This window comes from Vibrio breoganii, from assembly GCF_024346795.1.
GTDB classification, from domain to species: domain Bacteria; phylum Pseudomonadota; class Gammaproteobacteria; order Enterobacterales; family Vibrionaceae; genus Vibrio; species Vibrio breoganii.
Map to the genome: position 1 here is coordinate 961,000 of NZ_AP024865.1, position 21,774 is coordinate 982,773.

At 46.4% G+C, this 21,774-nt stretch carries 21 protein-coding genes and 1 riboswitch; of the genes, 8 read left to right on the top strand and 13 right to left on the bottom strand.

Annotation, left to right across the window (positions count from 1 at the left end; translation table 11 throughout):
- Positions 1 to 33: 33 nt before the first annotated feature.
- Complete coding sequence (locus tag OCU35_RS17275; protein WP_261826067.1) at positions 34 to 1,062, top strand: acyltransferase; 1,029 nt, start codon at positions 34 to 36, stop codon at positions 1,060 to 1,062.
- Between the two features lie 232 nt (positions 1,063 to 1,294).
- Positions 1,295 to 1,531 (top strand): hypothetical protein, encoded by a 237-nt coding sequence (locus tag OCU35_RS17280; RefSeq protein ID WP_017027916.1) that lies wholly within the window; start codon positions 1,295 to 1,297, stop codon positions 1,529 to 1,531.
- Positions 1,532 to 1,603: 72 nt separating this feature from the next.
- Here the strand turns inward: OCU35_RS17280 and OCU35_RS17285 are convergent, their stop codons facing one another.
- The 4 genes from OCU35_RS17285 to OCU35_RS17300 all read right to left on the bottom strand — a co-directional run bounded on the left by OCU35_RS17285 (position 1,604) and on the right by OCU35_RS17300 (position 3,529).
- Positions 1,604 to 1,942: a DUF805 domain-containing protein gene (locus tag OCU35_RS17285; RefSeq protein WP_435433568.1), complete on the bottom strand. Its 339-nt coding sequence runs from the start codon at positions 1,940 to 1,942 to the stop codon at positions 1,604 to 1,606.
- 66 nt (positions 1,943 to 2,008) lie between these two features.
- Complete coding sequence (locus tag OCU35_RS17290) at positions 2,009 to 2,155, bottom strand: hypothetical protein (protein WP_261826069.1); 147 nt, start codon at positions 2,153 to 2,155, stop codon at positions 2,009 to 2,011.
- Positions 2,156 to 3,079, bottom strand: a complete 924-nt coding sequence (locus OCU35_RS17295; protein ID WP_261826070.1) for a LysR family transcriptional regulator — start codon at positions 3,077 to 3,079, stop codon at positions 2,156 to 2,158. It abuts the gene before it with no gap.
- 3 nt (positions 3,080 to 3,082) lie between these two features.
- The gene (locus OCU35_RS17300; protein ID WP_261826071.1) at positions 3,083 to 3,529 is read right to left on the bottom strand and encodes a methyltransferase family protein; all 447 of its coding nucleotides are present in this window, start codon (positions 3,527 to 3,529) and stop codon (positions 3,083 to 3,085) included.
- Positions 3,530 to 3,672: 143 nt separating this feature from the next.
- Here OCU35_RS17300 and OCU35_RS17305 point away from each other — a divergent pair, with 143 nt between their 5' ends.
- The 3 genes from OCU35_RS17305 (at position 3,673) to OCU35_RS17315 (ending at position 7,004) form a co-directional block, all read left to right on the top strand.
- Positions 3,673 to 4,392 (top strand): SDR family oxidoreductase, encoded by a 720-nt coding sequence (locus OCU35_RS17305; protein ID WP_065599624.1) that lies wholly within the window; start codon positions 3,673 to 3,675, stop codon positions 4,390 to 4,392.
- Positions 4,393 to 5,362: 970 nt separating this feature from the next.
- Entirely contained in the window at positions 5,363 to 6,565 is a 1,203-nt protein-coding gene (locus OCU35_RS17310; RefSeq protein WP_137010485.1) for an MFS transporter, read from the top strand.
- A gap of 142 nt (positions 6,566 to 6,707) precedes the next feature.
- Positions 6,708 to 7,004, top strand: a complete 297-nt coding sequence (locus OCU35_RS17315; RefSeq protein ID WP_261826072.1) for a hypothetical protein — start codon at positions 6,708 to 6,710, stop codon at positions 7,002 to 7,004.
- Here the strand turns inward: OCU35_RS17315 and OCU35_RS17320 are convergent.
- Both OCU35_RS17320 and OCU35_RS17325 read right to left on the bottom strand, forming a co-directional pair.
- The gene (locus OCU35_RS17320) at positions 6,963 to 7,961 is read right to left on the bottom strand and encodes a tetratricopeptide repeat protein (RefSeq protein ID WP_261826073.1); all 999 of its coding nucleotides are present in this window, start codon (positions 7,959 to 7,961) and stop codon (positions 6,963 to 6,965) included. The genes OCU35_RS17315 and OCU35_RS17320 overlap by 42 nt on opposite strands.
- Positions 7,961 to 9,292, bottom strand: coding sequence for an anaerobic sulfatase maturase (locus tag OCU35_RS17325; protein ID WP_261826074.1), 1,332 nt, complete (start codon positions 9,290 to 9,292; stop codon positions 7,961 to 7,963). Before OCU35_RS17325 ends, OCU35_RS17320 begins: the two co-directional genes overlap by 1 nt.
- A 139-nt stretch (positions 9,293 to 9,431) precedes the next feature.
- On the opposite strand from OCU35_RS17325, the gene OCU35_RS17330 reads away from it, so the two are divergent.
- The gene (locus OCU35_RS17330) at positions 9,432 to 10,217 is read left to right on the top strand and encodes a formylglycine-generating enzyme family protein (protein ID WP_017027925.1); all 786 of its coding nucleotides are present in this window, start codon (positions 9,432 to 9,434) and stop codon (positions 10,215 to 10,217) included.
- 49 nt (positions 10,218 to 10,266) lie between these two features.
- A complete protein-coding gene (locus OCU35_RS17335) occupies positions 10,267 to 11,940 on the top strand; it encodes an alkaline phosphatase family protein (protein WP_261826565.1) in 1,674 nt (557 codons plus the stop codon).
- 263 nt (positions 11,941 to 12,203) lie between these two features.
- On the opposite strand, the gene thiC is transcribed toward OCU35_RS17335, so the two are convergent.
- Positions 12,204 to 14,135 carry a phosphomethylpyrimidine synthase ThiC gene (gene thiC, locus OCU35_RS17340; RefSeq protein WP_261826075.1) on the bottom strand — a complete coding sequence of 644 codons (1,932 nt, stop codon included), beginning with the start codon at positions 14,133 to 14,135 and terminating at the stop codon, positions 12,204 to 12,206.
- A 109-nt stretch (positions 14,136 to 14,244) separates the two neighbouring features.
- Positions 14,245 to 14,343: riboswitch (TPP riboswitch) on the bottom strand.
- 224 nt (positions 14,344 to 14,567) lie between these two features.
- Here thiC and OCU35_RS17345 point away from each other — a divergent pair.
- Positions 14,568 to 14,888, top strand: a complete 321-nt coding sequence (locus OCU35_RS17345) for a hypothetical protein (protein WP_017032050.1) — start codon at positions 14,568 to 14,570, stop codon at positions 14,886 to 14,888.
- A 448-nt stretch (positions 14,889 to 15,336) separates the two neighbouring features.
- On the opposite strand, the gene OCU35_RS17350 is transcribed toward OCU35_RS17345, so the two are convergent.
- The 6 genes from OCU35_RS17350 to OCU35_RS17375 are packed head-to-tail and all read right to left on the bottom strand — an operon-like array spanning position 15,337 to position 21,772.
- Complete coding sequence (locus tag OCU35_RS17350; protein ID WP_017027929.1) at positions 15,337 to 16,245, bottom strand: LysR family transcriptional regulator; 909 nt, start codon at positions 16,243 to 16,245, stop codon at positions 15,337 to 15,339.
- Between the two features lie 26 nt (positions 16,246 to 16,271).
- Positions 16,272 to 17,570, bottom strand: a complete 1,299-nt coding sequence (locus OCU35_RS17355) for a BatD family protein (protein WP_261826076.1) — start codon at positions 17,568 to 17,570, stop codon at positions 16,272 to 16,274.
- Positions 17,560 to 19,254 (bottom strand): VWA domain-containing protein, encoded by a 1,695-nt coding sequence (locus OCU35_RS17360; RefSeq protein ID WP_261826077.1) that lies wholly within the window; start codon positions 19,252 to 19,254, stop codon positions 17,560 to 17,562. The genes OCU35_RS17355 and OCU35_RS17360 overlap by 11 nt, the downstream gene beginning before the upstream one ends.
- On the bottom strand, positions 19,247 to 20,290 hold the full coding sequence (locus tag OCU35_RS17365; RefSeq protein WP_261826078.1) for a vWA domain-containing protein: 1,044 nt from the start codon (positions 20,288 to 20,290) through the stop codon (positions 19,247 to 19,249). Before OCU35_RS17365 ends, OCU35_RS17360 begins: the two co-directional genes overlap by 8 nt.
- Entirely contained in the window at positions 20,283 to 20,831 is a 549-nt protein-coding gene (locus OCU35_RS17370) for a DUF4381 domain-containing protein (RefSeq protein WP_261826079.1), read from the bottom strand. The genes OCU35_RS17365 and OCU35_RS17370 overlap by 8 nt, the downstream gene beginning before the upstream one ends.
- Positions 20,828 to 21,772 (bottom strand): DUF58 domain-containing protein, encoded by a 945-nt coding sequence (locus tag OCU35_RS17375; RefSeq protein ID WP_065210560.1) that lies wholly within the window; start codon positions 21,770 to 21,772, stop codon positions 20,828 to 20,830. Before OCU35_RS17375 ends, OCU35_RS17370 begins: the two co-directional genes overlap by 4 nt.
- Positions 21,773 to 21,774 lie beyond the last annotated feature (2 nt).

The following is a 21,774-nucleotide window of genomic DNA, read 5'->3' on the forward strand; positions in this document are numbered from 1 at the left end:
TACAAAGCAGTGTCACTTCCTGAGATATTGTTTATGTCCACTACGAACCAACGCATTCCAAGTTTAGAGCTCGGTCGCATCATCGCTATACTGGCTGTTATCACCATACATAGCCAACTCTTCGTTGCTTATCCCTTATATAAAGAAACGCCCTGGCTTGGAGATTTTATTAATCAAGCTAGCCGCTTTGCTGTACCTTACTTTTTTCTGTTAACGGGTTATTTGCTTCAGCCTAAGCTCAGTCGAGATCCTATTGGTACGGCTCTTTCTTACATTAAACCGCTCACGATAATTTGGTTGGTTTGGAGCGTCATTTATCTACTGATGCCCTTTAACTTAATGACGGTAATGACAGAAGGTTACATGGCCGAACGCTCTATGTACGGCCACTATTTAGCGCAAAAACCACTCAACTCTCTTCTTGAGGGAGGCGTAGTTCACCTGTGGTATCTACCTGCTCTCGTCATTGGTGTTGGTCTAGTCTCGATTTTAATTAAAGCCAATCTTCAAAGACTTCTTCTTCCATTTGGCATTATATTATTTATATACGGCGTATTGGCGGGTAGTTATTTTAATGCAACAGATATCCCGTCTCTTTTTTATACAAGAAATGGGCCTTTCTTCAGCTTAATAATGATCGTTTTAGGATTTGAAATTCGCCGGATAAATATTTCTGTTAGCTCAGTAAAAGCACTGTTCATATTAATAATAGGCATGTTGATTCACTTTTTTGAGGCTTATTATCTTCTCGGTTGGGATGTTGATTTTCGTATCCATGATTATTTATTTGGTACCCCTATTTGGGCTTTAGGGTTTTTCTTTTTCTTGTTGGCCAATCCTAGTTTAGGAGAGAGTAAATGGGTGCAACCAGTCGCTAACCTTACTCTAGGCATTTATGTTTCCCACCTGCTATTTGTTATCTATCTATCTAATTTGGCTGGGTTTTTAGGCTTTGAATTCTGGAAGAAAGACCTACTGGTATGGTTTGGCACAATTGCTGTATCGACTCTATTTACTTACCTAGTGATGAAGACACCGTTAAGAAGAGTATTATTTAGATAGGGATCACATTCTAATAGCTGTGTATGGCTCATTTCGTTCTATTTTGGACCAAATGAGTCATACATTAAAGTTGATTTGCCTCGCAAATATTTGTCACTTCTTATGCTATTCATTGATCGTATTCACACATACACTCCAGAAATATTAGTGTGTGACCTATCTCTATTTAAACATGCCAAAATATAAGCGATAGTAATCAATATAGATAGTTGTGATTCTTCAAGGAGTGAAGATGGAAGTGGTAATTTATAACTGCAATAAGGGCAGTGAAGTAGAAAGGTTCAAGTTGTCCCCTTACAAAATGGATACCTTCCTTGAGGAAATGCATTGCGAGGGTCAATGCAATACCTGCAATAATGGTGTGCTGGTTGAACTCTACGAGGCAGGTCGATTGACTATGTCTAAAAGAACCAACTTAACACCCCAACTTGAAAGGCTATTAAAGTCGAATAAATCCTTGCTTGCCTAGGCTGTTAGAAGTTGCCACTAAAAATGGATGTTGAACTTATATTATGAAGGGGCTCTCGCCCCTTTTTAGATCTTATATATTCTTTGATTGCGGGTTAAACAGTAGATACAGCCACAATACTGTGCTTGCCACTCCCATCAAGAAGGTGTCTATCAGCATAGTGACCACCAAAGCAACGGCGTAATACCAGTCCTTATGACCACAGTTTTTCCATCGCGCTACCGATAAGCCAATGGAGAACCAAAATAGCGCGATTAGGATCGGGAACAGTAAAAATAGTGCACCGCCGCCATCTGAATTACTCGCCTGCTGGGTGAGCATAAGCATACTCAAAGCCGCAACTATAAAGCTTGAGAACGTATACCCCAGATAAGGAAGACGTCGTAATCGGTTGGTTTTGAAGAGAAACACATTCTTGATGCTAACGTCATGCTCACTATGCGTAGATTGATTCTCGGCACGATAGATAGCAACAGCTCAATCCTCAGAAACAGCCTGTATGATACGACTAAAAATCTTAAAGCCTTGTTCGTTCAGGCTTTTTATTTCTTCTGAAGCGTTGGCATTGCCGAGATTCACGGCTAACACCACATTCTTTTTATACAAAATCTGATAGCTATTCACTTATTTTCCTTTTCGGGCATCACGTTCGGCTCTCAATGATTCAAATTGTTGGTAAATAAACTCAATCAGCCTAACCAAACGTGCAGGTCTGAATCTGTCTTTATGGTAAATCATTGAAAAGTCTACACTAGGTATATGCCAATCGGAAAATACTTGTTGCAATCTTTTGTCCTCGACCTCCTTTTGGCAATACAGTAGAGGCACACGAATAACACCATTGCCTAGCAAAGCCCCGTTCACCAAAGCGCGACCATTTTTACACTGTAAATTACCGCTAATATTCACTTCAAAAGTTTCACTGTTTCCGTCACGAACGAAACTCCAACGATTCACAGACCCAGTTAAACAGCGATGCTTTTCTAGTTGTTTAGGATGAGAAATAACGTCATGTTGCTGAAGGTATTGGGGACTGGCTAAGGTGACCATATCAATATCCAGTAGCTTACGAGCGACAAAGCTGGCATCTTGCAACGTTCCCATACGAAAGGCGATATCAAAGTCGTCTTGTATCAAGTCAACCCTATGACTACTAAAGTCCAGACTCACATGCACATCTGGATAAAGAGACATGAACTCGTTGATCATAGGCACTAAGATGTCTTCACCCAACACCCCACCAACGCAGTTGATGGCAATGTGCCCCCTCACCTCTTCAACATCATCTATTGCCGACAGTAGCGCTTGGTCGATGTGACCTAGAGCGAGCTGGCACTGCTCAAACAGCTTTTGACCTGCTTGAGTAAGCTTGAGAGTGCGAGTGGTTCTTACCAGCAAGGTCACCCCTAGATCAGACTCTAGCTGAGTCATCTGGCGTGATATGTGAGAGCGAGACACCTTTAACGCCTCTGCTGCTCGAGTGAAATTGCCAAGCTGTGCGATTAATACAAAGGAGCGGATCTCTGACAGGTTTACCTTATTCAACATGGGCTACAGCCACCTTCTTACCTTGTGGCAATACTCTTCATACTGCTTGCCAAATTTCGCCTTCAAGACCTTCTCTTCCGGTTTGATCTGGAACCAAGTTATGTACAGCACAAACACGCCACAAAACGCCAACGTGGCTACAGATAGCAACAGGCAGGACCAAGCCACTAGGAACAATGCGAGAGATACATACATGGGGTTTCGGCTAAATCTAAATATGCCATGAGACACCAATTGACTGGTTTGAGAGGGATCCAATGGATTGATGGTGGTCTTGGCCTGCTTAAAGGAAACAATGGAAACCACAGCCAGCCATACACCAGTAGCAAAGATAACGACGGCTAGCAGCCATGCCAATGGCTCCGATGAAAATGTGAAGCCATCTAGGTAGCCTCCTAACCCACCGCACGCCAGCATCACTAACGGTGGTGGTATTTTGTTATTCAACATTTTTGCCTCAAAGATTTACACGTCTATTGTTGCAGTATAGCAACAGTGTTTTACCTAAAGGGATATATATCAACAAAAGATTCTTCACTAGAATGGCCTCCATCGACACAAAGGGTGTTGCAAACCATATTCGGAGAAGAATGATGAAAAAACTTATTGTTGTTACTGGCGCAAGTTCAGGTATCGGTGAAGCGATTGCACGTCGTTTAAGTGACGAAGGGCATCCTCTTCTTCTTCTTGCACGTCGCGTAGAAAGACTTGAAGCCCTGAAACTTCCAAACACACTATGTGAAAAAGTGGATGTAACCGACCAAGGTTCATTTGAAGCCGCTATTGCAAAAGCTGAAGCACAATTTGGCCCTGTAGATGGTTTAGTCAACAACGCTGGTACAATGCTTCTTGGTCAAATCGACACTCAAGATGCACAAGAGTGGAAGCGTATGTTCGATGTGAACGTATTGGGTCTACTGAACGGCATGCAATCTGTACTAGCACCAATGAAGTCTCGCAACAGCGGCACCATCATTAACATCAGCTCAATTGCAGGAAAGAAAACATTCCCGAACCACGCAGCGTACTGCGGCACTAAGTTTGCGGTACACGCTATCTCTGAGAATGTTCGTGAAGAAGTCGCGGCTGATAACGTTCGCGTTACCACTATCGCCCCTGGCGCCGTAGAAACCGAGCTTCTATCGCACACCTCTTCTCAAGAGATCAAAGATGGCTACGACTCATGGAAAGAAGACATGGGTGGCGTTCTAGCCGCTGATGACGTAGCTCGCGCTGTGCTTTTCGCATTCCAACAGCCTCAAAATGTGTGTATCCGCGAGATTGCACTAGCGCCGACTAAGCAGCAGCCGTAGAAATTATAGCTGCGAGTTACTAGCTGCAAGCCGTCAGCTGTCAGCTGTCAGCTTTAAGATCGTCATTGCCGAGGTCTCTTATCGGCAATCTCACCGCTTGTGCATCCCAAGATCCCAGCTAAAAACATGCTGGGATGACGACCTTCTGACAGCTGGCAGTTGGAAGCTAGCAGCTTTAAGATCGTCATTGTCCAGGTCTCTTATCGGCAATCTCACCGCTTGTGCATCCCAAGATCCCAGCTAAAAACATGCTGGGATGACGACCTTCTGACAGCTGGCAGCTGGAAGCTAGCAGCTTTAAGATCGTCATTGTCCAGGTCTCTTATCGGCAATCTCACCGCTTGTGCATCCTAAGATCCCAGCTAACAACATGCTGGGATGACGGCCTTCTTGTAGCTGGCAGCTTGAAGCTAGCAGTTTTAAGATCGTCATTGTCCAGGTCTCTTATCGGCAATCTCACCACTTGTGCATCCTAAGATCCCAGCTAACAACATGCTGGGATGACAGCCTTCTTGTAGCTGGCAGCTTGAAGCTAGCAGCTTTCAGATCGTCATTGCCGAAGTCTCTTATCGGCAATCTCACCACTTGTGCATCCTAAGATCCCAGCTAACAACATGCTGGGATGACAGCGTATGAACTTCTGACGGCTGAAGGCTTAAAGCTGACAGCTTTAAAACCCTCATTGCCGAGGTCTCTTATCGGCAATCTCAACGCTTGTGCATCCTAAGATCCCAGCTAACAACATGCTGGGATGACGGTATAACAACCTCTTGTAGCTGGTAGCTGGCAGCTAGCAGCTCTAGAACCATTCTGACAGCTGAAAGCTTGCGGCTGACAGCTTTCCCTTCTTCATTTTTCCAAAAACAACAAAAGTCATTTGTTAAAGACACTATTTTTCACAAACCGGTTTTACTGAATAATCCACTCCATCGATTGATACACACCGTATCAGCATAGAGAGAGAAAGATTATGCCTTTAGCATTACTTGCGTTGACGCTAAGTGCGTTCGCAATCGGAACAACAGAATTTGTAATTGTAGGTTTGATTCCTACTATGGCTGCTGACCTTAATGTGTCAGTTCCTTCCGCTGGACTTCTTGTTAGCCTTTACGCTCTTGGCGTGGCGATTGGTGCTCCAGTGCTTACTGCCCTTACTGGTAAGTGGAACCGTAAAAAAGTACTGCTTGCAGTAATGAGCCTTTTTGTCGCAGGCAACCTTTTGGCATGGCAGGCGCCGAGCTATAACACCTTAATACTTGCGCGCATCTTAACCGGTCTTGCTCATGGCGTGTTCTTCTCTATTGGGTCGACTATCGCAACGGGTTTAGTCTCTAAAGAGAAAGCCGCAAGTGCTATCGCGATTATGTTTACGGGTTTAACAGTGGCCCTAGTAACGGGCGTGCCTCTAGGAACCTATATTGGCCAAACATTTGGTTGGCAGGCAACGTTTTTGATTGTGGCAATCTTAGGTCTTATTGCGTTAATTGGTAGTGCACTACTTGTACCGAACAACCTAAAACAGCCACCAGCGGCAAAACTGTCTGCGCAGTTAAAAGTATTAACTCAGCCCCGTCTACTTCTTGTGTATGCAATTACAGCACTGGGTTACGGCGGTACGTTTACAGCGTTTACCTTCCTAGCACCTATCTTGCAGGACGTGTCAGGCTTTAACCCAAGTGCCATCGGCATCATCATGTTGGTGTACGGCGTATCAGTGGCGATTGGTAATATCTGGGGCGGTAAAATGGCCGACAAGATGGGTCCAATAAAAGCACTAACAGTGATCTTTTCTGGCTTGGCCGTTGTACTGTTCATATTTAACTTTACGGCTTACAACTCAATTGCAGCGGTAGTGACTATCTTGGTGTGGGGTGCATTTGCTTTTGGTAACGTACCTGGCCTGCAAGTTTACGTAGTGAGCCTTGCTGAGAAGCATACACCTGAAGCCGTTGATGTAGCATCAGGACTTAATATTGCCGCGTTTAACGTAGGTATCGCGTTAGGTTCTTGGGGTGGCGGTATGATTGTTGCTCACGAAAGCCTTGGTTTGATGCATACTCCATGGATTGGCGGTGTGGTCGTGATTGTGGCACTGCTTCTCACTCGCTTTAGCGGCGCATTAGATAAGCGCGCCCAGCAGCAGGATTGCCCAGCGCAAGTAGAAGCGGCTTAGTCAGAACTCGATTAACAACTCGCATTGAACTTAAAGGTCTGCACTTTGAAAGAGAAAGTGCAGACCTTTTTTTATTGAAATATCTCTACACCACAAGCCTATTTGTATTATGATAGCGCTTTTATTAGTATAAAGATTGACCATGCTCGCTCGCAAACCTGACCGCCTTACTGCAATGCACAACATAATTGAGCAAGTGAAGCTTGAGCTGCCTCTGTATGAAGATGAAACCTTTGTCTGCGGTACCGGGACTGATTGTGTGGGCTGCCCTAAAAAACTCATGGAGCTGGTTGATACAGAGCTTAGTTACTGGGAGCACTATATCGCCGATGGCACTGCGCCTAACTTTGATGACATTAGGCGCTTTGGTAAGCTGTGCAAGAACGTAAAAAGAGCCTTAGTGCGTAACAAAGTCCCGTTGCTCAATTCGACTCCTTAGATTGGCAACAACATGTGGTGGTGCGACTTTTTCCAACTGCATCACGCATACCTCCGCTTTACTATCCAAATGGCGGATCTTAAAGTCACATATCGCATACAACTGCTCTGGCTGCTCTGAGATCTCATAGGCTTTTTTCAATGAATCTAGCGCCAACGTCTGATCATAAGCCTCTTGAAGCACGCCATTAACATACCAATACTGACTATTGGTTTTGGCAAGCTTTGCTGCACTATCCATGCTTTTCGCAGCTAGCTTTGGCTCATCTAATCGCACCAGCGTCAGAGACTTTGCGTACAATAATCTTGGCTCGTTAGGGAAAGCAACTAGCCCATCATTGAGCACCGTTAACGCCTCATCATCTTGCTTATTAAGACGATAGCTTTCAGCAATACCTATCCACGCATCAACCCCACCCTTAGAGCGTTCTATCAATTTTCCATAGACATCCCTTGCCGCCTTATAGTCACAAATATGCAGGTAGCCTTGAGCTAAAGCCATCATCGAGGCTTCGGTATCCTCAAGAATCAAGGTAGACGCCCAATCATCAAACAAGGGATCAAATTGCTGCCTTTGAACCGCATTTAACTCTGCGTAATCGACCACAAGATTTTCAGCGACCGCCATTCTTACATCTAAGACTAAATCGTCCATCAGGGGTGACAGTAAACGCCAGCGGTGAGTCAATTGATACGGCGCTGACGCTTTAACGGAAGCCTCACGAATATCATGATGATTATCCTTAAGGCCGCGAGCGATTGCGATAAGGGCACTTTGACTTGGAAAACTGGTCAACTGCTCTAATGCGTTAATACGCTCAGAGCGTTCGTTGTTTTTGTCCTGTGCGATATATGACAACTGCTCGACCGTTCGATTGGCGGCGCTAGAAGATGGAGCAAACACAAGCAAGGCCATCATCGCAATTACGGCAATAAGGATGTTCGTTCTTACACTCATCAAAACTTGGCACCAAAGGTATTGCTTGGCTGAGGTTGAGACATGGCCTCTCTTACGATCTTATCGCTAAACTTGCCATGTGCGACGGGATAGCCCATTACGCGCAATAAATGTGCAATTGAACGATCTGCATGCTTATAAAATTTGTGCCAGCCAGCACAAAGGTAATTAAGCCCAGGCTCACCAGATCGGGTGCGAATAAAGCGGTTCTTTGGACACTCACCAAAGCAGGCAAACTTATAATCACATGTATTGCATTGCTCTGTTAAGCTCTTGGTTTTATTAAACCCAAAGCTCTGCTGTTTACTTGAAAACGCCAAATCATCCAATTTATCGACGTGAATATTACCAATTTTATACTCTGGATAAACATAATGGTCGCAAGCAAATACGTCACCCGTTGGCTCCATCGCCAAGCCCTTACCGCAAAACTCACCTAATGTGCACAATGGGTTTCTGCGCCCCATCCAAGTCTCAACAAAGGCTTCAAAATATTGCACAAACACTTTGCCAACATCACGACTCGCCCACTCATCAAATACCGCAATCAGAAAGTTACCCCACGCCTCATCCGATACGCACCAAGACTCCATTACTGAGTTTTTTGAGCCAGGGATCAGACGCTTGTCCCCCTGACGCGGTTGTTGCTGATCTTCCCATGTTTGAGGTGCGGTATCGCGGAATGTTTTTTGTTCAACAATGGGGATGAACTGCATTTGCGGCGACTTTACTTCATCACGCAAGAATCGATAAACCTCTAAAGGGTTACGGCTGGTAAGGTTATTGATACAGGTCAGCGTAGTAAAGCTCACTTGGTATTCATGGAGCAGTTTCACCGCTTCCATTACTTGTTTGTGGGTACCGCGACCGGCTTTGTTGGTTCGATAGGCGTCGTGATACATGGCAGGACCATCAATACTCAGGCCCACCAAAAAGTTGTTCTCTTTTAAAAACTGACACCATTTCGCGTTCAGCAAGGTGCCATTAGTTTGCAGGTCGTTTGAGATGCTTACGCCAACAGGCTGATACTTTTTCTGCAGCTCGACAATCTTCTCAAAGTAAGGGAGCCCTAATAACGTCGGCTCTCCGCCCTGCCACGAAAAGATGATCTCCGGCGTGTTTTGAGCCTCGATATACTGCTTAATGTATTGTTCAAGGTCGTGCTCACCCATCTCTGGAGAGCAACCCTTCTTGTAGTCCAACAGGTCTTGCTTGCTTAGGTAATAGCAGTAATTGCAATCAATATTGCACGCAGCACCAATGGGTTTCGCCATTACATGCATTCGCTTTGAGGGTTTGCCGTTAAATTGCGGGCCTTGAGTCAACAACATATCGATACCGTTATCTTGGATGCCAAAAACAGCCTTATTTTAACTTTTGGTTATATCAAAGGCTTGTTATTGCGCATATAACCATTTGGAAAATTGGGAATTGTTAAACTAATGTCTCATTTTTTGACAGAGACCAAATATGACCCTGCGTTTGACAACTTTTCGCCCTTTATTAGCATGGACGCTAGTGTTAACAATGACAGGATGCTCACTATTTGAACCTCACCCTCTCACCACTCAGATCGAAGCCGACATGGTATTCGTTGCCGGCGGCGCTTATGTCATGGGCTCTGACTCGGATGATGCCAAAGCCTCAGAACAACCCGCCCACCAAGTAAGTGTGGATAGCTTCTATATCTCTAAGTTCGAGGTCACACAGTCTTTATTTGAAGAGGTGATGGGCCATTCAAGAAGCTTCTTCAAAGACCCTCAAATTCCAGTGAATAATTTGAGTTGGCAGCAAGCGAACTACTTCATCGAAAAACTCAATGAAATCACAGGTCAAAAATACCGCTTGCCCACTGAGGCCGAGTGGGAATTTGCCGCGCGTGGTGGCAATCAATCGAAGGGTTATACCTATAGTGGATCAAACAACATCGATGATGTCGCATGGCATGCAGGCAACGCTAATAATCGAGCACACCGCGTTGGCCAGAAAAAACCTAATGAACTAGGGCTGTATGACATGACAGGCAATGTAGGCGAATTCACTATCGATGCCTACGAAGCGACTTTTTATCGCAGTTCACCAATGCACAATCCAAGTAATGCACAAGATACCAATATTGGCCTTGCCCATAAGTCGGTTCGCGGTGGCAGTTTTTCCTATGCCGACAATGAATCTGAAAACTACCGAAGAGACTTTGCTAGCCAGTCTATAATTATGTCGGATATGGGACTGCGTCTAGTACGTGACGCGCGCTAATTCATTTATAACAAGGACACATGCCCTAATGATAAAACGCTATTGTGCGATGAGCCTGATCGGTCTTGGCCTTATCAGTTCTCCCGCTTTCTCTACAGAGAGCAAACCTAAGCTTGTGCTACAGATTACCGTAGATGGCTTACGTGGAGACTTATTAGAACGCTATAAACACAACTTTGGCGAGGGTGGCTTTCGTTACCTGATGGATCAAGGGGTGTATTACACCAATGCCCACTATCAACACGGAAACACCGAGACCATTGTAGGCCACGTATCGCTTGCCACAGGTGCTCCCCCCTCAGTACATGGCATGGTAGGTAATGTTTGGTATGACCGCAGTCTAGAACGTCTGATCTATAACGTAGAAGATGGCGACTACAGCTTGCTGACCAGTGGCGCTGATGTGAATAAATCCACCGAGATTGATCCGACACAGCGTGCTGCCACCAAAGATGGCCGCTCTCCAACCCCAATACTGGTGTCCACCTTCAGTGATGAACTCACTATATCGAATAGTGGCCAATCCAAGGTATTTGGCGTCTCTATTAAGGACCGCGGCGCAATTTCTCTAGCGGGACATACCGGTAAAGCATTTTGGTTTTCTAAGGCGACCTCTGATTTTGTCACCAGTGACTACTACTACGATGCATATCCTGCGTGGGTAGAGCGTTGGAACGAAAAGGATATTCCTGCACGGTACTCAGGCAAGCGCTGGGAACTGGCACTGGACAGAGACAAATACACCCTAGAAGAAGTCTCACAAGAGCAAAAGTTTGATCTCGCCGGTTTTCAAAGAACCTTTCCACACCCCTATGGGCCGGCAAGCTTCCAGTATTATTCAACCATGCTAACCGTCAGTCCTGCTGGCGATGAGCTCACTGCGGATTTTACCAAAACCTTACTACAGCAAGAGAAACTAGGCTCTCGAGATGTGACCGACTACTTGGCGGTCAGTTTTTCCTCTAACGACTATGTTTTGCATCTGTACGGCCCATCAAGCTTAGAGGCAGAAGATAACCTGATCCGTTTAGATAGAACCCTGAAATCCTTGTTTGAAGACATCGACCATCATGTTGGCTTGGATAACACCTTGATTGTGCTTTCGGCAGACCATGGTGCGCCGGAATCCTCGACCGTTGCAGCCTCTTTAGGCCTTAAGCGTGCACAGTATTTCGACAAGACCACACTGCTTACCGATAACCTTAAGCAAAGACTTAAAAATGAGTTTGCTGTGGGTGAAGAGATCTTCCGACTCTATGCTCAGCCGTATGTGTATTTAAACCATGACGTGGTGAGAGAGAAGAAGATCAACCTTGCTGAACTGCAAGCGGTGATTGCAGAAGAAGCGATGAAGATTGATGGGGTTGCCTATGCGGTAACCAGTTCCGACGTGGCGGCAGGACGTTTAGCAAATACCCATATTAACCAGTTAGTGAGTAACAATTATCAACCTAACCGCTCTGGTGATGTGTATCTAGTGTTTGCACCTCGCACCTATATCAATGATATGGATGGTCTGACTGTGGCTTCGACTCACGGCTCTCCGTGGAGCTACGACACCTATGTTCCGGTTATTTTTGCGGGCTACAATACCAAAGCTCAGAAGGTAGAGCGCGCCGTAACACCCTACGATATCGCACCAACATTATCGAATGTTCTCGGCATTACTCCGCCAAGTGGCACTACAGGTGATGTGTTAAAAGAGGTGGTCAACGCGGATTAACCTGACTTTCCGTTGGCTACATAGGAGCAGATGCCCGATAAGAGCACTCGGGCATGACACAATTTGGTACTTCGGAATTCATCAAACGACCTTTTACACATAACAAAAGTCAATCGTCATTTCCGTAATTTCCGTCATCTCCGAGTGCTCCTATCGGAGATCTAGGATCTTCTCTACCAGATTTAAGAACTGCACAGATTTAAGTACTACCCAAATTTAAGGCAACTCCTCTAAAGGAGCTGCCTTTTTCCTATCTAAACAGCTTAGTTAACGCTCTCTTTCGGATGATAAAGCTCAGCTCCAGTCTCTAGAAACTCTTGCGATTTTTGACGCATGCCCTCTAAGGGATCATCTAGCATCTTAATCTCTAACCTCTGGTCTTCGGCTACTTGTTTTGTATCCTTGGCATACTCTCGCACCTCTTGGGAGATCTTCATGGAACAGAACTTGGGGCCACACATAGAGCAGAAGTGTGCGACCTTGCCCGACTCTTGAGGCAGAGTTTCATCATGAAAGGCGCGCGCAGTATCTGGGTCTAGCGAGAGGTTAAATTGATCCTCCCAGCGGAACTCAAAACGCGCTTTAGACAAGGCATTGTCACGTATCTGAGCACCAGGGTGCCCTTTCGCCAAATCCGCTGCATGCGCCGCCAGTTTATAGGTGATGAGACCGGTTTTAACGTCTTCCTTGTTAGGCAAACCCAAATGCTCTTTCGGTGTCACATAGCAAAGCATGGCGCAGCCGTACCAACCTATCAAAGCGGCGCCAATACCCGAGGTAATATGGTCGTAACCCGGTGCAATATCTGTGGTCAGCGGGCCTAGCGTGTAAAACGGCGCTTCATGACAATGCTCAAGTTGCTCCTGCATGTTCTCTTGAATCATATGCATAGGCACATGGCCTGGGCCTTCGATGATCACCTGTACGTCATACTCCCAAGCCACCTTTGTTAGCTCTCCTAGCGTGCGCAGTTCAGCGAACTGCGCCTCATCATTGGCATCGGCGATTGAGCCTGGACGCAGACCGTCTCCTAACGATAATGCCACGTCATATTTGGCGCAGATCTCACAGATCTCTCTAAAGTGTGTGTATAGAAAGCTTTCTTGATGGTGAGCTAAACACCACTTAGCAATGATGGAGCCACCGCGAGAGACAATGCCAGTGACGCGTTTGGCCGTCATTGGCACATAACGCAATAACAAGCCTGCGTGTATGGTGAAGTAATCCACGCCCTGCTCGGCTTGCTCAATCAAGGTATCTCGCATCACCTCCCAATTCAGATTCTCGGCTACTCCGTTGACCTTTTCTAATGCTTGATACATTGGCACCGTGCCAATAGGAACTGGGCTGTTTCGCAGTATCCACTCGCGAGTCTCATGGATATTTCGTCCAGTGGATAGATCCATCACCGTATCGGCGCCCCAACGTGTCGACCACACCAGTTTCTCAACCTCTTCTTCAATGGATGAACTGACCGACGAGTTTCCTATATTGGCGTTCACCTTAACCAGGAAGTTGCGGCCAATGATCATAGGCTCAGCTTCTGGGTGGTTGATGTTAGAAGGGATGATCGCGCGTCCTTCAGCCACTTCTTTGCGAACAAATTCAGGGGTGATCTCTTTAGGCAAGTTTGCGCCAAAGTTATGCCCCGGATGCTGCTGATTTAACTGTTCATCGGCAAATTTCTGCCTGCCCATATTCTCTCGAATAGCGATGTACTCCATTTCAGGGGTAATAATGCCTTTTCGAGCATAGTGGAGCTGGGTGACACACTGATTCTCGTCTGCTCGACGAATACGTGGAAGATTGCCGTAGCGCAGATCATCAAGGGTGTCGTCTTGCAAGCGAGACTTCGTATACACAGAGCTCACCTCATCCAATAACGCAGTATCACCGCGCTCTTCTATCCACTGCTCTCTTAGTTTTGGCAATCCGCTATAAAGATCAATGGCGTGGTTTGGGTCTGTATATACACCGGAGGTGTCATAGACATGGATGGGTTCATTGGGCTGGAAAATAGGCACATCTTTAGTGCCTCCCACTAGACTGTCTCCAAGGGCGATTTCACGAACTGGCACCTGAATATCAGCCCGCGATCCCTGGATATAACACTTAGTGGAATTGGGGTATGGCTCAACAGACAAAGAATCAATAAAGTGTTTCGCGTCTAGCCTTGCTTGTTTACGTGTCGACATAGCATTTTTCCTATTAATTAAGGGTTATCAAATGCTTGGCGGATGGATGCAACAAGAAAGACCATAACTCAGATAGAGCTATGATCTGGGGATAGAGATCTGTGGTGGTGTGATCTCTACTCTTGTTCCCTTCGCAGGTATTAGCCTGATCAGGTTCAACGGATCCCGAGTTAACGGTCTCAGCCTTATGGCACTCCGACAAGTATTTTCGAGTATACAATCCCTTTTCGACGAAGAAAAGATGCAGATTACTCTGCTAAATCAATCGCATACTACTTTATGGGTATAAGTGTAAATTAGTGTGATTTTTGTGGACGAACTGCGATTCTGGATCTAGGATGCGCCGATCTTTTTCAACACCCTTGTTCATAAACTATGCCCAATCGTACTGAAAAAGTGGTCTTTTGATTATTACTAAGTAGGAATGCATCAATGGATACATCCAAACTATCATTGCTTAAAAGCTCTATCACTACTGACATCGCAAATGGCGAGTTAGGCTGGATCAACAAACACGCTTTACTGCGTGGCGAATCAAGCGTAATTGAGAGCTACCTGACTCAAAAAGCGAGAAAGCTAGCAAGAGAAACAGCGATTACTGGTACAAACGAAGATATGTTCACTATCTACAAATCTTTCTTTAACCAGTTCACTGAAGCGCAAGAAAACACCCAGTGCACTCCATCGATATACCTAGAACGTATGTCGTCGCTCGTAGGATTCGAAGCGGGTAAACGCTGGCATAGCCTATAACATATAGACTAACGACCCTCTTGGTATTTTAAGGGCCTGCTGACCTTTTGCGGTTGTTTTTGTAGCGAATTGTTGGGTATTTATACAAGGCAGTCACTTTTAGGTGTGGTGGTTCCACATGAAATGGGACTAACGCGGTAGAAATGCCCAACAAACGCTACCCGAAGGGCTCGGCCAGAAGGGCTCGGCCAGAAGGGCTCGGCCAGAAGGGCTCGGCCAGAAGGGCTCGGCCAGAAGGGCTCGGCCAGAAGGGCTCGGCCAGAAGGGCTCGGCCAGAAGGGCTCGGCCAGAAGCCATTTACTCGTCGTTAAGCGGCTTTTGCTTAGATGACTAGGCGGCAAGCCACTCGCCTTGATTAAATGGCTTCTGGCCGAGCAAAATTCAACCGCAAAAGGTCAGCAGGCCCTATGGAGTGATAATACCAAGTGGGCCTTTTCTCTTCATCACGCTAATCTTTAAAGATCACCTTTGACACTGACTGCACTTGGCTTCGTAACCATTTATGGCCATTTTCTGTGGTTCTACTTGGGTGCCAGAGCATGCAAATATCTTCAGAAATATCTAGAAATGGGGTCTCTAAACTCTGGATCGGATAGTGCTTTGCCATAGTATCAATGGCTGAGGCAGGGAAAAGAGCGATGTAATCCGTTTTACATACCACCGGCAGCATCTCTAATACCCCAGGGGAACGATAAACAATCCTTCGCTTGTTGAGATCTTGAAAGTGGTGACTCGACAACAATGCACTTCGGCTCTTCCAGCGCGACACTGCGACATGCCCTTCCTGTAAGAACTCTTCTACCGTTATCTCCCCTGACAGCCTTGGATGCCCTTCTCGAGCAATCACTTTGATGGATTCTCTTCCCAATTTAACGACCTTAAGTGACGTTCTTTCTAGCGGCTTCATATCAATCACCAAATCATATCTTTGCAAACGCAAATCAGATTCATGATCTTCCGTAAATAGAGGGTGTACCTCAAGGTCTATGTTGGGTGCTTTTGACTTAATCTTAAGTAAAAGTTCAGGCATCAACTGATAAGCAATGGGCGTCATGCAGGCTATTGAAAAAATGCGCTCCGATATCTTGGGATCGAAATCCCGAGTCGCGGATAGAGTAGAAGTGAAGTTCTTAAACGATGCAGACAATGCAGGATAGATGTCCTCAGCAAAGGTCGTAGGCGTGACCCCTGTTGGGCTTCTGTGGAACAAAGGATCGTCATAAATCTCTCGTAGGCGCTTTAAAGACTTACTGACCGCAGGCTGGCTGACCCCAAGACGATTGGCGGCTTTAGACATACTGCTTTCTTCGTACACTGCGACAAAGAAAGGGATTAAATTTAGCTCAGTACTTTTCATAGGTTCCTATTGTGTTTACCCCAAAGCTAAGATTTAGGGCCTTTGTAGCGCTCATTTAGCCTCGCCAATTGGGGCAAAGCGAGATAATGCGATTTCCTTTGCTCATTTTTTTGATTAGCCAGTCTTCCTATTTCTCGCCATAGAGAGCATCCCTTAATAAAAGAAATCTTCTCGTGTTGAATTTGCTTCGCTAGTATTTGCCAATCAGCACTGCTCGACAATGCACTCAATTGTAAGTCACCCGATTGAGAGCGTAATCTCGCATACAAACAGGCACGGATTCGCTGTTCATTACCTAACTTCAATTCTTGAACAAACAGCCACCAAGCAGGCTTAGGTTGGCTCTTATAATAGCGTTTTAACGCCAAATAAAACCCAATAACTGAGATAAAAACAAACAATGTAATCAGTAAGTTATCTTTATAATAGCGCACCCATGAAGAGAAGGTATGAGACACCTTAAAAGACTGCCCCTCAAGTCTCAATTCACGCAACTCACCTTTGTCTGAATCCCACCAAGAAATGGAGTACTCAGGAAAGGAGAGTTCTCCGCCAGTTTGCAGTACATAGACCTCTTCTTCGACTCTCTGAGCTTGATACTGACCTCGATTTTGCGTGTCCGATAACCTGACTGGCTTTGCATACGCTTGATAGCGATTGCTTCTATTCACGCTATCGGTAGCCATTATTGGAGGTAACAACACCGATAAGGTATCTGTTGCCTCAACGCTAATGGTGCGGGTAATGGTATCACCGGCTTTGAGTTCTTGATTAGACTGCTGCCACTGCTGGCTTATTTCAGCCTTAGGGCTATTAATCCACAGCGTTTCTTCCGTCAATAGTCCGCTTGGCAGGCTAGCCGTAAATCGCAACGGTTCAGTGTAGAGGTTGCCTTTCACATTCTCGCCGCTATCAATAGAGACTTGTACCTGCACCGCAAGCGGTGGGATAACAAACTCTCCGCTCTTCTGCGGATATAGGTCAACCTCCCATAACTGTACTGACCAGGTCGCGCCCTTTCGCCTCTCTGCGTAATTAACCGCTAGTTGGGAGCGCTGCTTGGCTATGACATCCGGTATTTCAATGCCACCAATTCGAGTCCCGCCGGAAAACCAGCGCGGTGTCGATACCTCTATATATAGGGTGAGCTGCTCATTGATAGTGACCTGCTCTGGTTGTTTGATATCTTGACGATCATTCAACCAGCTCTTTATCTGCACCCCGCCACTGCGTTGCAACTGCGCTATGTCATTGGCAAGGCTACTTGTCGAAAACGCCATAAACATGAAAGCGATGAAGATAAGACGCCAACCGTTATTTCGCATGACTTGGCTCCTCACTTTGACGATTAATTAACTCAATTTGAAACTTCGCTCTTAAAAAGAACTTAGGGTCGGACTCCACCTTACGTAGCCACTTATCAGCAAGCTCATCACTGCCCAGTATTTCATTGGCATTGAGCGTCTCTTTTAGCATCATTGCCGCCACCGCTTGGTCTTCAGCGCCATCCCCTGTTTGTGGCTTTTCGCCAAGCTCCATGGAGTCTTCAGGACCATCAGTGGTGCCAGCCTGACTCTCACTGAGCCGGTTCACCTCATCAACAATGGCCTGCATCGCTTTCAAGTTATGCTCCACATCCGTGGTCAGTTGTTCTGATAAATCCCATTTTTCTTGCTTGAGTAGATAGGCGAACAAACCCCTAGCTTTAAGGTACTCACGCTGTCTCGCCAACGCATTGCCTGCATAGAACAGTGACAGGGCTGAGTCTGCATTTAGAAACTGCGCATGAGCCTGTTTAAACTCGCCAGCATAGTAATAGGCGATGCCCTTACGAAGCGGGTCTTGATAATGAATCGCCGCCTCAAGATAGTTTTGTCGATTAAAGTGCCACTGCCCTTGCTGGTCTGGTGTCAGCCATAGATCGGCCCACATTTGAGAAACTTTGTCCCACTGCGTGACTTCCATGCGAGTCTCTGTTGATTCGGCTTTGTGCATCTCGAGTGATGCATAAGCGTTATTCACAGACAGAGCAGGCGTGAAAATACAAAACAGCAGCGCCCATTGAACCAGCCAACCCTTTCTAAACCAAAACAGCAGCAATAAAGCGATAGGCACTAGCAAGTAATACCCCATGTCTTGCCATGGCATTGCTGACTCATTGTTGAGCTGCATATGACGTTCAATCTTTCGATTTAATGCGTTGATATCGGCATCATCAATGGAGATCACCTCTATGCTTCCACCGCTTTCACTCGCTAATTGCTTTAACGAGTTGAGGTCCATTGGGTTACTGCTTTGCACTTGCTGGTTGCCTGCGGCTAGAACAAGCAGTTGATGTCGACTTTGATTAAAGTATTGGGCAAGTGGTTCGAGGCTGTTTGGTGTAATACCATCACTAATAAGAAGTACGGTGCCCGCTTTATCACTCGCTAATTGTTCATCGATAAGCGCTATGATGCTGTCCGCTTTCTTTCCCTCGACAGGCATAATGCTAGGCTCAATGGCGGCTAAGAAAGGAGCGAAAACAGAACTGTCTTTGGTCATTGGCATGGCAAGGTGGGCTGTGCCCGAATACACCACTAGGCCTGTCTGCCCGCCACCGCGAAGCGCTAAGAGATCCTGCACCTTCTGCTTTGAACGCTCTAACCTACTAGGTGGTAAGTCCTCGTTGAGCATTGAGGGGCTGTTATCCAACGCAATCAGTAGTGATGCCTTGTCTTCACCAAAAGGTGATGGCGCTCTTTGCCAAGTAGGCCCTGCGCAGACAATAATGGCCATTAGCATAGAGACAAATAGCAACTTTAGAGGCAGTTGCTTTCGCCACCCCATATCGCCGATGGTCAAAGGCTTTCTTAGATGATCTGGCAGCAAGGCTTGCCAACTGCCAACGATCTCATGCTTCCAACGCAGATAGACCACGGCCATTAGCGGGACAAGAGCAAGGAGCCATAGCGGCCTAATGAAATGAAATTGAGTAAACACTTGTTGCCACAAAAGAGAATCAAACATCCGTTCTCTCCTCTTGTATCTCGTTGGTATTAATTCTCGCCATTCGTTTCACTGTGCTGACTATGAAGGCCAGCAAGTACAGGGCAACCACCAGCATAATTGGGTAGGCATGCACGCTGGTTTTAGGCCGATAGGTCGAGCTCTCATAGAGTTGAGGCTCAAGCTCGCCAATTTCTTCATACGCTCGGGCCAGCGCTTCTCTATCTAGAGCCTCAAATGCCTCACCACCGGTTTCTGAAGCAATACGAGAAATGGTGTCCATATCCAAGGCCTGTTCACCCACAGTGGCGGGATCGCCAATGGCAATCACATGGATCTTCACCCCCTTCGCACTGGCAACCTTAGCGGCATCGATTGGCTCAACGAAGCTTCCCGTATCATTGCCATCGGTTAGCACAATCGCGACCTTTTCACGTGCCCCTTCTGCACTCGCTTGAGCACTGTTTTCAAACACCTTGATAGCCAAGCCTATAGCATCACCCAGATAGGTGCTAGCGCCTGCCATCCCAACATCGGTTTGCTGCAAAAGGTTTAGCCATACCGTTTGGTCAGCAGTAAAGGGGGTTTGAATGAAGGCCGCATCGCCAAATAAGATAAGCCCTAATCGGTCGCCTTTTCTTGATTCGACGAAGGTTTCTAGCACCTCTTTTACCGCATCCAGCCTAGAGATTTTGTCACCCGTTTGCGAAGTGAAGTCTTGCTCAGCCATAGAGCCAGACAAGTCCACGACGACCATCACATCACGCCCTAAGCGCTCACGTGTTTGAGGTTCGCCGAGAATCGTCGGTTTACATAAGGCAAAGATCACTAAACACCATGACATCACCAAGATGCATCGTTGCCACAAGGAAGGACGTAATTGACTGGCACCCTCGCTCGGCAACTCTCCTAAAGCCTTGAGCAAGACGCCAAAAAAAGGCACCTTTATGGCAGACTGCTTAGTGCGATAGGCCGGAATGAGCCAGTGCACTAGTAGCGGTAAAGGCAGAGCCAATAACCAATAGGGATGCAACAGCTCCAGAGAAGAATCAAGCATTACTCATCTCCCCTGATACAGTTTGAGCTAGGGCTAGATGTTGCTTCACCCATGCCTGACTATCAATAATCAAGGCCAAGAGTTCCGTCTTGCTAAGGGCGTTTTGCTGCACAAGCAAAGATTGTGGCCAGTGCGACCATTGACTTGCAAATACATCAAGGCCAGGCTTAGTCTGAGCATCAAGAGATTGCAGAAAAGGCAGCCCATATAACGGTCGTGCTTGCGGATTAACCGCCGACAACACTGTCTTTAAAACGCTATACACATCTTGAGATATTTGCTGACGATAGGCTTTATCTGCCTCTTGTGCGGTTTTGCACGCCTGTACCAGTAAACCCAGGCTGGCTATGGCCTCGCGCCGATATCGGTTGCCCCACCAACGCTGCAAGCTTTTATAGGTCCAAACGATAGCAAAGGCCGATGCAATGACAGTGACCACTTTCCAACCTATGGTTTGCGGCATCCAACTCACTGACGGTGCCACAGCAACCTCGACAATATCACGCAACATATAACTTTGCGGTGGCGTATGTACCGTCATCGATGTACTCCCATACCACGCTTAAATTGCTCTAGATGATTGCCTGATGTATCTAGATGAATCAAAGGCAGCCCTTTTGCGGCCATCAAACGTACCAGCTGACTCTTTTTGAGCTCTTGATGTTGCTTTAATCCGAGGTTCGCTTGCTTGAGCTTTGCAGATTCACTGATATTAAGCTGATGGGTACCGTCTCCCATTACCCAGTTAGAGCGAGAAGGAAGTTCTTCTTCAAGTCGGTCAGAGATCAATACCGTTAGCACATCATTATGGGCCTGAAGCTGCTGCAACCTATCAACATCTGACTCCTTTGCCCCATGCCAATCACTAAGCACTATGACGGTAGAGCCTTTGGTTGCCACGCGGGTAATGACTGACATCAACTGCCCAAATGAAGCCGATTCACTATCTTGAGAGGAAACGTTAAGAGACTGATTAGCTTCGGCAAGGCAATGTAGTCGATGTAACAAATGGGAGCGGCTTCGCTGCGGCTTGTACCAATCAACGCTATCCGGCCTTGCGATAACAAAGCCCACTCGATCACTGTCCTTAAGCACTCGCCAAGCGCTCAAAGCCGCAATCTCGGCAGCAACGACCGATTTCATTACCTCGATAGAGGAAAAGAACAGACTAGAGCGCTGATCAACACACAAAATAACGTTGCGGTCTTTTTCTTCTGTGTAGGCGCGCACGTGCGGCTTACCTGTGCGCATTGTGACTTTCCAATCAAGGTTGCGAATATCATCGCCATTTTGATAGTGACGCAGCTCTTCAAAATTTAATCCACGGCCACGAAACAGGGATTGGTGGCGGCCAGACAAAATAGTGCCCGCCTTCAATTGGGGTAAAAAGGAGAAAGCACCCACCTGCCCTTGCAGTTGAACTAAGCGAGCATATTGACAATAGATTCGAGCATCACCGGTTTCACGTTGAGCTGATTTCATAG

Excerpts from the sequence above, each read along its gene's own strand:
- OCU35_RS17370 (WP_261826079.1), bottom strand. The coding sequence starts at position 20,831 with ATGACGGTACATACGCCACCGCAAAGTTATATGTTGCGTGATATTGTC.
- OCU35_RS17305 (WP_065599624.1), top strand. The coding sequence starts at position 3,673 with ATGAAAAAACTTATTGTTGTTACTGGCGCAAGTTCAGGTATCGGTGAA.
- OCU35_RS17330 (WP_017027925.1), top strand. The coding sequence starts at position 9,432 with ATGACCCTGCGTTTGACAACTTTTCGCCCTTTATTAGCATGGACGCTA.
- OCU35_RS17325 (WP_261826074.1), bottom strand. The coding sequence starts at position 9,292 with ATGTTGTTGACTCAAGGCCCGCAATTTAACGGCAAACCCTCAAAGCGA.
- OCU35_RS17295 (WP_261826070.1), bottom strand. The coding sequence starts at position 3,079 with ATGTTGAATAAGGTAAACCTGTCAGAGATCCGCTCCTTTGTATTAATC.
- OCU35_RS17355 (WP_261826076.1), bottom strand. The coding sequence starts at position 17,570 with ATGCGAAATAACGGTTGGCGTCTTATCTTCATCGCTTTCATGTTTATG.
- OCU35_RS17315 (WP_261826072.1), top strand. The coding sequence starts at position 6,708 with ATGCTCGCTCGCAAACCTGACCGCCTTACTGCAATGCACAACATAATT.
- OCU35_RS17275 (WP_261826067.1), top strand. The coding sequence starts at position 34 with ATGTCCACTACGAACCAACGCATTCCAAGTTTAGAGCTCGGTCGCATC.
- OCU35_RS17360 (WP_261826077.1), bottom strand. The coding sequence starts at position 19,254 with ATGTTTGATTCTCTTTTGTGGCAACAAGTGTTTACTCAATTTCATTTC.
- OCU35_RS17375 (WP_065210560.1), bottom strand. The coding sequence starts at position 21,772 with ATGAAATCAGCTCAACGTGAAACCGGTGATGCTCGAATCTATTGTCAA.
- OCU35_RS17365 (WP_261826078.1), bottom strand. The coding sequence starts at position 20,290 with ATGCTTGATTCTTCTCTGGAGCTGTTGCATCCCTATTGGTTATTGGCT.
- OCU35_RS17320 (WP_261826073.1), bottom strand. The coding sequence starts at position 7,961 with ATGAGTGTAAGAACGAACATCCTTATTGCCGTAATTGCGATGATGGCC.
- OCU35_RS17280 (WP_017027916.1), top strand. The coding sequence starts at position 1,295 with ATGGAAGTGGTAATTTATAACTGCAATAAGGGCAGTGAAGTAGAAAGG.
- OCU35_RS17350 (WP_017027929.1), bottom strand. The coding sequence starts at position 16,245 with ATGAAAAGTACTGAGCTAAATTTAATCCCTTTCTTTGTCGCAGTGTAC.
- OCU35_RS17335 (WP_261826565.1), top strand. The coding sequence starts at position 10,267 with ATGAGCCTGATCGGTCTTGGCCTTATCAGTTCTCCCGCTTTCTCTACA.
- OCU35_RS17300 (WP_261826071.1), bottom strand. The coding sequence starts at position 3,529 with ATGTTGAATAACAAAATACCACCACCGTTAGTGATGCTGGCGTGCGGT.
- OCU35_RS17310 (WP_137010485.1), top strand. The coding sequence starts at position 5,363 with ATGCCTTTAGCATTACTTGCGTTGACGCTAAGTGCGTTCGCAATCGGA.
- OCU35_RS17345 (WP_017032050.1), top strand. The coding sequence starts at position 14,568 with ATGGATACATCCAAACTATCATTGCTTAAAAGCTCTATCACTACTGAC.
- thiC (WP_261826075.1), bottom strand. The coding sequence starts at position 14,135 with ATGTCGACACGTAAACAAGCAAGGCTAGACGCGAAACACTTTATTGAT.